The sequence below is a fragment of the Terriglobales bacterium genome (genome assembly GCA_035624455.1).
GTDB lineage: Bacteria > Acidobacteriota > Terriglobia > Terriglobales > Acidobacteriaceae > DASPRM01.
In genome coordinates this window covers 1-12,991 of record DASPRM010000017.1, presented here as the reverse complement: position 1 = coordinate 12,991, position 12,991 = coordinate 1, and the positions used below count along the sequence as shown (strand labels likewise).

The window sequence follows — 12,991 nt, the reverse complement described above, 5'->3', positions numbered from 1 at the left end:
CCGCGGCGCTTACCGGTTTCCGAGGCCATGATCTGGCGGGTCGCTTGTAGACTCACGCACGGTTATCTAACGCTGGCGCCTGCCGCTTCTCTTACTTCCCCGCTAACAGCAGCCAAGGACTCATCGAGAATACGAATCGCCTCATCCACATCCGCCTTGCTGATGTTCAGAGGGGGTGACATGCGGATCACGTTTGCATAGAGGCCGCCCTTGCCGATCAGCAATCCCCGTTTTCGCGCTTCCTCCATCAGACGATTGGTCTCTTGTGGGGCGGGTTCTTTGGTGGAACCATCCTTGACCAGTTCGATGGCCTGCAAAAGGCCCATTCCACGAACATCCCCGATGAACGGATGCTTCGATTTTAGTGATTCCAGTCCTTGGCGGAAATAATTCCCGACAGTCTCTGCATTGTCCATCAGGTGGTCTTCCTCAATGAGATCGATGGTGGCTTTGGCTGCCACGCAGCTGACGGGATTGCCGCCAAAGGTTGAGATCTGGAGCCCCTGGAAGCCTTCAGCGATTTTCTCCGTGGTCATTGTGACGCCAACAGGAGCGCCATTGGCCAGCCCCTTAGCGCTGGTAATCATGTCGGGCACGACTTGCCAGTGCTCAATACCAAACCATTTTTTTCCGGTGCGGCCCCACGCGGTTTGAACCTCATCCGCGATGAATAAGCCGTCATATTTCTTCACCATGTTGAAGACAATCTTGAAATACTCCGGGGGCGGCGTAATGAAGCCGCCAAGACCCTGAATCGGTTCTGCGATGAAAGCAGCGATGCGTCCCGAGGTTGAGGTCTGGATCAGATTCTCCACATCATTGGCGCAAGCCACGCCGCAATCTGGGTATTTGAGTCCGAGGGGGCAGCGATAGCAGTAAGGATTGAGGGCATGCACCACACCGAAACCCGTGGGTAGCGACTTGCGCCAGGTGTACTGGCCGGTGAGCGATTGCGCCAGTTGAGAGCGGCCGCTGTATCCGTGCCGGAGGGCTACGATCTCGTAGTGGCCAGTCGAGACGCGCGCCAGCTGGATCGCAGTTTCATTGGCTTCTGTACCGCTGTTGGTGAAATACGTCTTGGAGATTTCCCCCGGGGTGATACTGGCCAACTTCTCGGCAATCGCGACGATCGTCTCGTTGGGAAACAGCGTGGAACCGTGCTGAAGCTTGTCTACCTGCTCCTTCACCTTAGAGGTGACACGGGGATTGCAGTGGCCCACAGAGATGGTGACGATGCCGCCGAAAAAATCCAGATACTGGTTTCCATCGACATCCCACACGTGCTGCATTTTGGCGTGATCGGTGACCAGAGGATCGGAGTAGTAAGTTGTAACGGATGAAAACAGATACTTCCTGTACTTACGGATGATCTCTTCCTTCGTCATTTATTCCCTCTCGCCCCGCGGGTTTCCCCGGACCTGGGAGTGTGGAAGAAAAGGCTGCCCGCCGGAAGCCAATATCGTACTCCTGTCAGCGGAAGTCGGCATCCATTGCGTTGAAAGCGGCAGTCTGTGTTTTCCCGGGAGGGTACAAGCACCATTTAGAATGATGAATGACGAGGGCAATTTTCTGGAAAGGCATCGGTCATGATCTTGTACTTCTTGCGTCACGCAAGTGCGGGCCAAAGGCAACTCACCGCGGACGACGACAAGCGGCCGCTGGACAATGATGGGATCGAGCAATGCGGGCTGGTAGGGCGGATGCTGATCTCGCTTGGAGCTGAGTTCGACAGAATCATCACGAGTCCCCTGGAGCGCGCACTGCAGACCGCTACGCTGGTTGCTCGAGAGATCAAATTCAAGGACCAGATACAAACCGACGAAGCTCTGCGGCCGGAAGCCACCTATGACAGTTTCCGTCAGCTACTTCGCCGCCACGCCAAGGCCGAGTCTCTGATGGTGGTCGGACATAATCCCAATCTCAGCGAATTCTTAAGCCTTCTAATCTCGGACGGATCCGCCGACACATCGATTTATCTGAAGAAAGGCGGACTGGCGAGAGTAGAGCTGGAAGGCAGGGGAGCTCCGCTGCTGAACTGGTGCCTCACGCCCAAGTTGGTTCGCAAGATTCAGGAAAGCATGGGAACCAGTTCGCGGCCGAAGACATCGCGGAAATAGTTGCGCTCTTTTTCCAGTGCCCACAATTCGAGATCCGCACCGGATCGCCTGGTTGACAGCTTAAGGATTACACGGTCCGACTGTACGCGAACCCTCAGGTTTTGTACTGCCCCGCGGCGGGATTGGTCGAGTGCACGGGCCAGACGCAATAGCATAACCGCTTTCGCAATCTGGTCGCGGTCGCCAAATCCCACCATCCGGACGATCCGGTCCCCAGGCGTGGGTCGGGACTTCCCGATGTAGCGGGCAACGGCCGCGATGATACGCCGTTGCTGGATGGTGAAGCCGAAAATCTCAGAGTTCGCGATGATGTAATAGGTATGTCGATGCCGGCCCGCTCGATTGATAAACGACCCCACTTCTTGCAGCATGCAGGCAGCTGCCAGCCACTCTTCATATTCGGCAGGCAGACGGTGGACCTTCCTCATGCCGTGGAAAAGCATGATGGCCAGCCTCTTCACACGAGCGGCGAACTGCAAGTCCACGCCAAAGTGTCTGGCCGCCGCCAGCAAAGCACTCTGCCGCTCTGACTCAACCTGTTTGCGGTAGCGCGTGCCGGCGTCGTAGTCGGCGACCATTTGATCGAGCAGCCCGTCCCTGAGGCCCAACTCGGAATATCGAAAGCCGGGAAGCTTCAGGCGAGTCAACAGCTCGGAAAACACCATCGTTCCAGCAACGATAATCTCCGCGCGCCTGGGACCAATTCCTCTCAGAGCAGTGCGTTGCTGGAGATCGTAGCCAGCCAGGGTTGTGGTTAGACGAATTACCCCCGAGCGTGGCACGAGATTCGAGTTCTGCTCCTTGGAATGAGTGGCCGAATACAGGCCGGCGAGTGCGGCTGCCGTCCCGGAGGTGGCAATACAGACTCGGGTTCGATGGTCCAGAACCTTCCTCTCAATGCGGCTGATCTCTCGCTGAATATATTCCTGCAGCCGCTCCAGTTCTTTCTTCTTGGGTGGATCATGGGGCAGAAATTCCTGTGTCAGCCGTACCGCTCCCAATGGAAGGCTGAACATTCGCTCGATCTGACCTTCGCGGGAGGTAGTCAGCTCACAACTGCCGCCGCCCAAATCGATGAGCAAGAGATTCCCACGGCCGACACGCAGGTTTGAGACCACCCCCAAGTGGATCAGACGCCCTTCTTCAAGCCCAGAAATGACTTCTACCCGCCATCCTGTAGCCGACCGCACCCAGTCGATGAAGGCCGAAGCGTTGCGTGCATCCCGCAGCGGGCTGGTGCTCACTACGCGCACCAACTCCGCCCCGTGGTCTTGAGTAGCACGATGGAATCGCTGCAGTACCTTTATGGTGTTGGCCATGGCCTGCGGCGAAAGCAGGCCGGAGCGAAACACCGGGGCACCAAGCCGGGTTACCTCGCGATCTTCATGCAGGACTTCGAGCTTGCGTCCGGTTAGACGAGCAATCTTCAGGCGAACGGAATTCGCTCCGATATCAACAGCGGCAAACGTGGGCATGTCCGAGTCCGGGGGCACTCATACGGCTAGCATGTCTTATCAATTCCGGTCCAGCGCTCGCATAGCTTTAGTTCTGAGCCGATCGAATGATTGAGGCGCTCGTGTTCCAGCAGAGGGAGGTACACCATAAGGTAGAGGGCCGAGTTTTGCAACCTGTTCTAGAGTTACCGCCAGGCTGAGGTCGTCGGATCACCCTTGCTCGACAAAGTGGTATTCTTAAGCCGCACATCAGCTCCTGACAGGTAGTGTTTGCGCGATTGGACTGGCCAAGGGGGATGGAGGAAGCCGTGGGTGCTCCTTACGGTTTACAACTGGTTGAAAACTGCCTGATTTGCAAGCTTAGGAGTGACAACTTCTTCTGTGCGCTTCCCCGTGAGGTACTTGAGGCCTTCGAAAAGATCAAATTTCCTACCGCATATCCACGTGGCGCAGTTCTGTTTATAGAGGGCCAGTCTCCGCGCGGCATTTACATGCTGTGCCGCGGGCGAGTAAAGCTGTCCGTCAATTCCGCGGAGGGCAAGACTCTCATTCTCAAGCTAGTGGAACCAGGAGAGGTTCTGGGTTTGCACGCCTGTGTTTCAGGCAGCCCGTACGAACTTACGGCTGAGACCATCCAGCCGGCTCAAGTCAATTTTGTCAAACGCGACGACTTTCTCAAATTTCTCGAACAAAACGGTGCCGCCTGCCTGCAGGCCGCTCAACATCTGAGCGACAACTGCCACAGCGCTTACGACCTGATTCGTTCCCTCGGATTGTCACATTCGGCCGGCGAGAAGTTAGCCCGTTTCCTCCTCGAGCTTACCGCCGATGCCGAGAACACGCGCGAGGGTGCGCGCGCCAAGCTGGGATTAACGCATGAGGAGATTGCGCAGATTATCGGAACCTCAAGAGAGACGGTTACGCGCTTACTAGCCGAGTTTAAGCGGAAGCATTATGCCACCCTGAAAGGTTCAACCTTACTAATTCACGACCGGCCAGCCCTGGAAAAACTGATTGGTGCCTAGCATCAGCCTCTGGTAAGCCCTCACAAAAAGCGCATCGCAGCAGGTTCGCCGCGATGCGATCAGACCACACTCTTGCGGACGAGCTATGCGTTGGCTACGACTCCAGCATTGGCGAGCCAGACTTTGCTCGTCCGCGTTCTCGGCAGGATGTCCAGGTAAAGCACGGAATAGCGAAACGCCAGTACAGCTGCGGTAACCAGCATCACGGTGATAGCCATTTCCGGCCACTTAGGAACGTAACCAGCCTTCGTGCTGTATTCCAGAGCGGTTATCGAAACATTAATGCGGTTGGTGATGAACCCCATGATGGTGACGACACTGGCCCAGTAGAGACCCATCGGGGTGTGGCGCACGCGATTCAGGTTGAACAGCACCAGCGGCGCGAGGATAAATAGCAGGATTTCCAGCCAGAAGTAAGCAGTTTCCGGACGCCGCAAAAACAGGTAAGGCAAGCCGCCCTCATGCGCCAGATCGACAAAGCGGAATATGGCAAAGATGGCCAGCAGCGGAGGGATCACTGCACTGATTTCCTGGAGAATGCCGGGATCGATGCGCACACCCAGAGAGCGCATGGAGAGATAGAGTGCCAGGATCACCATGGCGAGGCCGGCTGGAATTGCTGACAGATAGAACAAGGTTGTCAGATGAGTGCTGAACCACAACGGGTATTCCTTCCCCTTGGTAATCAGAAATAAGCCCCCCAGGAAGGACTGATGCAGCGAGGAGAGCAATACTCCTGCCAGGACGACGGCGATGACCAAACGGTGATGCCAATGCAGGTACCCGTCGCGAATGCGCTTCCAGCGCAGTTTTTCAACCAGGGCGGGTGAAAACTCAATTGCCAGCACCGTCGTGTAGAGCATGATGCACCAGGAGACCTCAAACAGCACCGATTTTCGATTCCAATAGACGATGGGGTGCCAGAATCTCCAGGGCAATCCCAGTTCATAGGCATAGCCCAGGCACACGGAAAGATATCCGAGGAAGGCGATCATAATGGATGTGCGCACGACCGGACGGTAGCGTTCCATGCCCAGCAGATAAACGATGGCTGCAGTGGCAAATCCACCAGCCGATAAGCCGACGCCGCAGAGCGTAGCCAGACCTACCCAGATTCCCCACGGCTGAGCATCGCTCAGGTTGGTCGCCGCACGCCAGCCTACTCCGAACCTCAAGTAGGTCGCCCACAGACCAACGGCAAAGATAGCTGCGGTGATGAACCGCCAGAGCGTAAAGAAGGGTTTGTTTTCCCTCATGGTCTAGCTCCTTTCTCTTTCCTTTTGCTCCGCCAACGCGACTTCGCGCCGCCGCTGGGTGATCCAATACAGTCCTGCGAGCAGACTGCCTCCGACCAGCACTACTGTTGGCACCTCACCTAAGGCCGCAGCTGTTACCGACGGGAGCGGCTCCGGGCTTGGGGCGACAAAACCTAATTTCTCAAACGGCACGTCGGAGATGAAGAAAACCGAGGCACCGCCAAATTCCTGCTCGCCGTAAATCTTCTGCACGTAATGGGGATCTTCGAGAAGCCGGCGGCGCGCTTCGCGCAGAATCTGGCTACGCTCTCCGAAGGTGGTAGCGCCCGTCGGGCAGACCTCGGCGCAAGCCGTCATCTTGCCGGCCGCCAGTCGCTCAGCGCACATATCGCATTTCTTCATGTAGGGAGCGAGTTTGCTCCACTGGTACTTGGGAACGCTGTTGGGGCAGGCAAGCATGCAATAGCGGCAGCCGATGCACTTGGCGGCGTCATAGACCACCGGTCCCAAGGCAGTCTTCCTGATCGCCCCGACCAGGCAGGCGGAGGCACATGCCGGCTCTTCACAATGCATGCACAGGCGGCGGACAAATTTGCCGTCGTGATCCTGAACGACGGTCAGCGCGGTAGCTGTCAGGCTGGGCTCGTGTTCCGCCGGAAATCCGTGGATCTGCTTGCAAGTGCTCTCGCACGCCTGGCATCCAATGCACTTTGTAATGTCGATCAGAAGTGCTTTTCTGCCGTCCATAATGCCTCCTCATTTGCCTGGGCTAGCTCAGCAGGAATTCGTGAATCATCTTCTGCCGCGTTTCAGGTTTAACCCGGGCCAAAATCCCAGCGACAGGCAACCCACCATCAGCAGTAGCGGCTCCCAGCGGCGCTGCAAAGCTCTGCAGACGGCGCGTGCTGTTCTGCAGCCAACTGGAAATCAGGCTGCCCTGCAGGAGATTCTTAAGATTCACATTCATCTCCGGCGACTTGATTACGCACAGCCAGCCATCTTTGTAAGGGTCATTGGTGATTAATTGCGGGTCCTTTTGAACTTCGTGATTGATGGAGACCACAACTCCCTCAATGGGAGAAAGCAGGTCGGCTGTGACCTCGCCGCTGGTGAGAGTGCAGATCTTTTGGCCCTGGCGGACCCAGCGATTCATGCCTGCTATCTCAACCCCGTCAAGTTTGCCGAACAAATTAGCGGCAAAACTGTCGATTCCAACACGGGCATTCTGACGTCCTTCGTCATAGACCCAAGTGTGACCCGGATGGAAGCAGTAGCCCTTGGGAATCTCGAAGCCACCCTCTTTGATCAATACGGGTGAGGCAGCCACCTCGAGTTCCTTGGACCGGTGTGCGGTCACCGTGGGTTGAATCCCTCTGCGCGTGAAATAAGTAACGGTCATGATCACCAGGAACGTGAGCAATACGAAGAGAATGGACATAAGTCCTCCATGTTTCCGCAACCGTATTCATCCATTCGAAATGCACGCATGGGACAAAACTCACTCCCAAGGAGGTGCTGCTGAAAACAGAGAAGTTAGTTAAGAGTTTGAGAAATAGAAGGGAACTTACCGCTGCATTTTGCAAGTGTGATTAGCGTATCGCAGCGCTGCAAAGAGTTCCGGATGTGACGAACATCACCGGCCTTTACTGTGACCCTAGACACCGCAGGCAGATACATTCGACACGGCCGGAATGATTCTCGGCCTCGGCTTTTCAGGAAGGCTATTTGAGAGAGGAGTCCATGATCTCCGATTACTCGGTCAAGCCAGTGAAGGAATCACACGTTGGTCAGTTCACCCTGGGTTGGCCACCGTAATCATGCGTAACCATTACTAAACTATGCCGGAGCGAGGGAGAGGCCTACAAGCGTTGGGTAATCGCTATCCTTGGATTACCGACAATTGGCATGCCAATTGCCTCCTTGAGATTTTCCTCTTAGTCATTGAACGCAAATGGCTTTGTCCTTCCAAGAGATTTCGTTTCTGGGGTATGACCTGGCGAGTTGCCCTTAGGTCCCTTTTCCATCCCACACCCTGGTAACGAGGCGATACGCAATTCGCGTTGAAATCTTGGCAGTGAAGACGCAGATTTGTGGTCTAGCCACCGGGAGCGGTCCAGGGTGGCCTATACCCGCAGGAGGGAAGTGTGCGGCCTCGGCAAACCGGCTTCAGTTTGGTGGAAATGATGGTCGTACTGGCAATCGCCTTCGTCGGCCTGACCTTCGCCATGATTCAGTTTCCCCCTGCAGTGCGCAATGCCCACGCTGACACTGCGGCGCAGATGACACAGAACGCGTTGCGTAACGGACATGATCTGGCGGTGGCGGACCGGGCGACGTATCACCTAACCTTCACCGCCCCACGCACGATTCAGACGGACCGTATCGCTGGCGGAGTGACTACGACCGTGAGCACGGTACAGATTCCAACCGACATGCAATTCACCACCTTGTCTCAATTTCCCAAGACCTTTAACAAGCTGCCAGACGGTTTTGGAGACGGGATAATCGCCATTGATTTCGATCTGGGCGTTACGGGTGGGGTGGCAAATGAAATTTACTTTCAGCCGGACGGCACGGCTGTCGATGTGAACGGGAACCTGAATAATGGAATTGTCTACGTTGCGAATCCTTCCTATCTGAATACCTCCAGGGCGGTGACACTGTACGGCGCCACTGGCCGAGTGAAGACCTATCGCATTGCGGGAAGCGGATCGGGGATCTCATGGCAATAAAAATCAAGAAGACAGACGGGAAGACAACAAGTTCAGGATTCACGCTGCTGGAAGTAATCTTTGCCACCTTGATCACGGCGGTGGGCTTGCTCACGCTCCTGGCCGTGTTCTCGCAAGCCGTGGCAACCGCCCAGTTGGCTCAGGAAGAATCGATCGCGCGGGCGGAAGCGCAGAGGATGATTGAGTCCATCTATTCCGCGCGCAACACTGCACAAGTGGCATTCATCCGCTTCCAGAATGTTTCTCAGGATGCCACCAACGGTATGTTCCTGGACGGTTTGCAGTCCATGAACGACTACGGACCGGACGGGCTTCCCAACACCTCCGACGATCTTTCCAGCATAGAGATCGGGCCCAATGGGCAGCCGCTAAGCAATTTTCAGCGCTCGATAGCGTTCGCGCCGGTCTACCTTTCCGACGGCGTCACCGTGGACGGCAATGTGCGCGCAGTCACCGTAACCATCCAATATCAGACGGGGAACAGAACACGCACCTACTCGCAACAGAGTTACATCTCGACCTACCGGTAGGAAGAATGAAGATGAGTTTCAAGCTTAACAATACGGGCAGAGACCAAAGGCAACGGGGTTTCACACTCATCGAGGGTACCATTGCGCTGGCAGTGGGCACCATCGTGGTCGGCGTCGCCTTCATGGCATTCAAGAATGCCACGGATGCTGGCCAGTTCAGCGTGACCCGTTCCAACAGCCAACAGAGCGCACGCGCGGCACTGAACGTCGTGCTACGCGACCTGGGACAGGCGGCGAATAGCTTCCCGCAAGCCGGAGTTCCTCTGCCGTCGGGAACTGGAACTTCCACGCTGTTTGGTTGCAGCGGCTGCGTCGCGGGAAGCAATACCTATCCCAACAATGTGATGGCACCGGTGAACCCGGGGGACAGCAAAGCCACCAATGGGACTACAGATACCATCACGGTGGCCTATAACGATCCCACCTGGCCGCCCACCGCACAAGCGGTGACCCCCGCCAGCGACGGCAGTTCGATCACCGTCAGCACCGCCAATTTTGCAGACCCTAATGGCGTGTTGCGCAAATACAACGATTCGGTTTACGGCTCCGCGGTCGGCGACATCATGATGGTTTACAACAGCAATGGATATGCCGTCGGCTATGTGACTACAGTAGGTGGTGGAGGAGTCCTGAGTCTTTCCTCGGGAACCAGCGATCCCTTGCACGTCAACCAGACCTCAGCACCCGCGGGAAACATCTCCTGGCTGCAGAACGTCGATAGCCTCGGAAACAAGACGGGTGTCTATCCCAATCCCACTTCTGCCAAACGCATCAGGGTGGTGACCTATTTCATTCAGAATATGCCGGGCCCGGACGGCGTCTCGGGAACAGCAGACGATATCCCGGTACTGATGCGGCAGGTGAATGGCCAGGCGGCGGTACCGGTGGCGGACTATGTGCAAAATTTCCAGATTACGTATGACACCTTTAACGATTCCACCTCGACTCTGCAAACGCAGCTGAACGGGGGAAGCGTGACCGATTCAACGCAGATCCGCAAGATCACGATCACGCTGCAGATTCGCTCCCCGCAGCCGATCAAGGGAAGCAATTTCGACGTGGTGCAGGTGACGGGTTCGGTCAGCCCGCGGGACTTATCTTTCAAAGATCGATATCACTGAGGTCTGACAGGCAAGAAGGGGAACACAAGGTATGGTGCAAAAAGCAATAGCGTCCACTCGTAAGCAGGCAGGGTTCGCGCTAGTTGCCGCAATTCTGCTGATGATCATCGTGTCGGCGGTCGCGGTAGCCGTGGTCTATTCGGTGGGCACGGAAAAGTCCGTCAGCGCCAATGACGAAGAGCGCAACCTGGCTTTCTACGGCGCAGAAGCAGCCATGGAAAAGATGACCGCCGATCTTGGCGGGCTCTATCAGACGCAGAAGTCCCCAACTATCGCCCAGATTCAAGCACTGCAGACGGCTGCGAACCAGCCCAACTTGAGCAATATCAGCTATCCTAGTGGAACCTACCAGTATGTGATGGCTGCCGACGCGCTGAATCCCGCCATGCCGGCCTCCACCACGCAGAACATCAGTTCGGGGTCGAATACCGGGCTTTACGCGCAGCTGGTGAGCATTCAGCTGCAAGCGGTGGCTCAGCGGCCCTCGGGTGCGCAGGTTCGCATGCTGCGCAACGTCGAAGTGGCGCTGATTCCCGTATTCCAATTTGGTATTTTTTCCGACAGCGATTTGAGTTTCTTCCCTGGTCCCGCTTTTGACTTTAACGGGAGAGTCTTTACCAACGGGAATCTCTTTTTGGCGTCCTCCGGAGGCTTGACGTTTCACGCCAAGGTGCAAGCGGTGAAAGATGTGGTGCGCGCGGTGCTGGTCAATGGTCTGGATGCCACTAGTCGCAACGCCGCCGTCAGTGTTCCCACCCAGGCTGCGGGCTGCGATGGGTCTAAACCACACTGCCGCGGGCTGGGCGAGAACGAGGGCAGTGTGGTAGCGGGTCCGGGCAGCGCTGCGACTACCAGCCCCAACTCCTGGACGAAGATCTCCGGCACCTTCTACAACCTGATGCTGCAGAACGGCGTCACTGGCGCCAAGACGCTGAAGTTGCCATTCGTCTCCGCGGGTGTGCCTGATACTTTCGAGATTGTGCGGCGGCCTCCTGGGGGAGAAACTTCTTCCAGCCCGGCCTATGACTCGCGCCTGTATAACGAGGCCCAGGTCCGCATTCTGCTGGATGATGTGCAGGCGAATCTGCCGGGCGGAGCCCAGGCGGGAGACGTCAATCTGGCGGCCGGCACGAATTACACCGTGGATGGCGTGGGCGCCAACCAGTACTTTGCCCGCGGAATCCTTTACAACACCACGACTTGTCTAAAGCCGGCGGGACCGCCTGCCTATGTTGCGCCCGCGTGGGTGAATCCCAACGGAGCCGCGGCGTATTGCGCCGCTAATGATTGGCCTCTGGTCACCGGCTGGTTGCGGGTGGAATATCACGACGCTTTGGGAAATTGGAATAACGTGACCGGGGAGTGGCTGAATGAGGGATTTGCGCGGCAGGGGAGCGCCGTGCCTAATGCGGAGGCGGGGGTTGCCAACACTGTGCACGTTCATGCCATTCTGCATTTCCAGATGATTCCGACCGTCGCTTACCTCAACGGTGAAACCAACAATCATTACAAGTACTTCCCGATCAATCTATATGACCCGCGTGAAGGTGAAATCCGGGATGCCAACCCATTGGCAAATGGAAATACCAGTTGCGCCATCGGCGGGATAATGAATGTGGTCGAGTTGAACATGGATAATCTGCGCATCTGGCTTGCCGGCGGTGCGGGGATGGCAGGCAAGAATGGGGCTAATGTCGAGTCCACCACTCAGAACGGTTACGTAGTCTATTTCTCCGATCGCCGCAGTGCCGTCGGTACCGATGGCACCCAGAGCACGCTGAATGGCGAATACAACTATCAGGACGTGGTAAATCCTAACGATGCTGCGGGAGCGCCCAATGGGGTGCTGGATGCCGGCGAAGATATTCGTGGCGACGGTGTGTTTTACAACGTGGGCGCCAATGGCGAAGGAACAGGTTTCGGGGTGGCTGGAGCGGCGGCCAATAACCCTACCACTCGTATCGCCAGCTGCGACACCACCGGACAAGCCAATCGCGTGACCGGTGCTCGCCATGCCCTGAAACTCGTGAACGGAAGTTCCAGCCATCTGCCTAGCACCGGCAGCGGCGGCGGAGTCACCGTTGCAAGTGAAAACCCAGTGTACGTGCAGGGTAACTGGAACTCTAATACGGCGAGCGGTTTCGGCGCCGTTCACGTTGCATCGGGCGTGATTGCAGATGCCGTGACTCTACTGTCCCTGAACTATACGGATTTACGGAGTCTGCAGCAGCCCACTCAGTTGGGCAATCGCGGCGCGGCCCGGACCTATTTCCGCCTGGCAATTGCCGCCGGGAAGAACGTCCCATTCCCTCATCCGGCATGGGCGCCTGCGTGTTGCGGCAGCAATTTTGACGACTTCGGAACCGACGGCGGGGTGCACAATTTCCTGCGTTACGTCGAGAACTGGGGCGGCATAGACTCAAACTACATGGGCTCCTTGATCAGCTTCTACTACTCGCGGCAGGGCGTGGGCACGTTCAAGTGTTGCTTGAGGGTGTACGGAGCCCCCAACCGCAACTACTCGTTCGATACCGAGTTCCTCGATCCTGCGAAGTTGCCGCCGGGAACACCGCGATTCGAGGATATCGACAATCTTGGTTACGCACAGGACTTCCGTCCACAGTAGGTCAACTCACAACCCAACAAAGCAAAGGCGCCGGTCTCCGGCGCCTTTTTCATCGGGCAATCGGGAAGTTCGAAGACAAACTGCAGATCCCTCGTCCGCCTGCGGCGGACTCGTGATGACAAGAGAAACG

At 56.6% G+C, this 12,991-nt stretch carries 11 protein-coding genes; 6 read left to right on the top strand and 5 right to left on the bottom strand.

Annotation, left to right across the window (positions count from 1 at the left end; genetic code table 11):
• Positions 1–62: 62 nt before the first annotated feature.
• Positions 63–1,385 carry an aspartate aminotransferase family protein gene (locus VEG30_01795; protein ID HXZ78630.1) on the bottom strand — a complete coding sequence of 441 codons (1,323 nt, stop codon included), beginning with the start codon at positions 1,383–1,385 and terminating at the stop codon, positions 63–65.
• A 201-nt stretch (positions 1,386–1,586) separates the two neighbouring features.
• On the opposite strand from VEG30_01795, the gene sixA reads away from it, so the two are divergent.
• Positions 1,587–2,117: a phosphohistidine phosphatase SixA gene (sixA, locus tag VEG30_01790; GenBank protein ID HXZ78629.1), complete on the top strand. Its 531-nt coding sequence runs from the start codon at positions 1,587–1,589 to the stop codon at positions 2,115–2,117.
• On the opposite strand, the gene VEG30_01785 is transcribed toward sixA, so the two are convergent.
• Positions 2,069–3,592 (bottom strand): Ppx/GppA phosphatase family protein, encoded by a 1,524-nt coding sequence (locus VEG30_01785; GenBank protein HXZ78628.1) that lies wholly within the window; start codon positions 3,590–3,592, stop codon positions 2,069–2,071. The two genes, sixA and VEG30_01785, sit on opposite strands and share 49 nt — an antisense overlap.
• Positions 3,593–3,879: 287 nt before the next feature.
• Between VEG30_01785 and VEG30_01780 the strand changes: the two genes are divergently transcribed.
• Positions 3,880–4,596, top strand: a complete 717-nt coding sequence (locus tag VEG30_01780) for a Crp/Fnr family transcriptional regulator (GenBank protein HXZ78627.1) — start codon at positions 3,880–3,882, stop codon at positions 4,594–4,596.
• 83 nt (positions 4,597–4,679) lie between these two features.
• Here the strand turns inward: VEG30_01780 and nrfD are convergent, their stop codons facing one another.
• The 3 genes from nrfD to VEG30_01765 are packed head-to-tail and all read right to left on the bottom strand — an operon-like array spanning position 4,680 to position 7,290.
• The gene (gene nrfD, locus VEG30_01775; GenBank protein ID HXZ78626.1) at positions 4,680–5,852 is read right to left on the bottom strand and encodes an NrfD/PsrC family molybdoenzyme membrane anchor subunit; all 1,173 of its coding nucleotides are present in this window, start codon (positions 5,850–5,852) and stop codon (positions 4,680–4,682) included.
• 3 nt (positions 5,853–5,855) lie between these two features.
• A complete protein-coding gene (locus VEG30_01770; protein ID HXZ78625.1) occupies positions 5,856–6,599 on the bottom strand; it encodes a 4Fe-4S dicluster domain-containing protein in 744 nt (247 codons plus the stop codon).
• Between the two features lie 22 nt (positions 6,600–6,621).
• On the bottom strand, positions 6,622–7,290 hold the full coding sequence (locus VEG30_01765; protein HXZ78624.1) for a glycine cleavage system protein H: 669 nt from the start codon (positions 7,288–7,290) through the stop codon (positions 6,622–6,624).
• Between the two features lie 706 nt (positions 7,291–7,996).
• Here VEG30_01765 and VEG30_01760 point away from each other — a divergent pair.
• Genes VEG30_01760 through VEG30_01745 form a run of 4 tightly spaced genes read left to right on the top strand, consistent with a single transcriptional unit; the run spans position 7,997 to position 12,861 of the window.
• Positions 7,997–8,584 (top strand): prepilin-type N-terminal cleavage/methylation domain-containing protein, encoded by a 588-nt coding sequence (locus VEG30_01760; GenBank protein HXZ78623.1) that lies wholly within the window; start codon positions 7,997–7,999, stop codon positions 8,582–8,584.
• Positions 8,575–9,114, top strand: coding sequence for a hypothetical protein (locus VEG30_01755; GenBank protein ID HXZ78622.1), 540 nt, complete (start codon positions 8,575–8,577; stop codon positions 9,112–9,114). Before VEG30_01760 ends, VEG30_01755 begins: the two co-directional genes overlap by 10 nt.
• A gap of 11 nt (positions 9,115–9,125) precedes the next feature.
• Positions 9,126–10,235 carry a prepilin-type N-terminal cleavage/methylation domain-containing protein gene (locus VEG30_01750; protein HXZ78621.1) on the top strand — a complete coding sequence of 370 codons (1,110 nt, stop codon included), beginning with the start codon at positions 9,126–9,128 and terminating at the stop codon, positions 10,233–10,235.
• Positions 10,236–10,266: 31 nt separating this feature from the next.
• Complete coding sequence (locus tag VEG30_01745; protein HXZ78620.1) at positions 10,267–12,861, top strand: PilX N-terminal domain-containing pilus assembly protein; 2,595 nt, start codon at positions 10,267–10,269, stop codon at positions 12,859–12,861.
• Positions 12,862–12,991 lie beyond the last annotated feature (130 nt).

Coding starts and splice junctions, on each gene's coding strand:
- VEG30_01795 (HXZ78630.1), bottom strand. CDS start 1,385: ATGACGAAGGAAGAGATCATCCGTAAGTACAGGAAGTATCTGTTTTCA.
- sixA (HXZ78629.1), top strand. CDS start 1,587: ATGATCTTGTACTTCTTGCGTCACGCAAGTGCGGGCCAAAGGCAACTC.
- VEG30_01785 (HXZ78628.1), bottom strand. CDS start 3,592: ATGCCCACGTTTGCCGCTGTTGATATCGGAGCGAATTCCGTTCGCCTG.
- nrfD (HXZ78626.1), bottom strand. CDS start 5,852: ATGAGGGAAAACAAACCCTTCTTTACGCTCTGGCGGTTCATCACCGCA.
- VEG30_01770 (HXZ78625.1), bottom strand. CDS start 6,599: ATGGACGGCAGAAAAGCACTTCTGATCGACATTACAAAGTGCATTGGA.
- VEG30_01765 (HXZ78624.1), bottom strand. CDS start 7,290: ATGTCCATTCTCTTCGTATTGCTCACGTTCCTGGTGATCATGACCGTT.
- VEG30_01755 (HXZ78622.1), top strand. CDS start 8,575: ATGGCAATAAAAATCAAGAAGACAGACGGGAAGACAACAAGTTCAGGA.
- VEG30_01750 (HXZ78621.1), top strand. CDS start 9,126: ATGAGTTTCAAGCTTAACAATACGGGCAGAGACCAAAGGCAACGGGGT.
- VEG30_01745 (HXZ78620.1), top strand. CDS start 10,267: ATGGTGCAAAAAGCAATAGCGTCCACTCGTAAGCAGGCAGGGTTCGCG.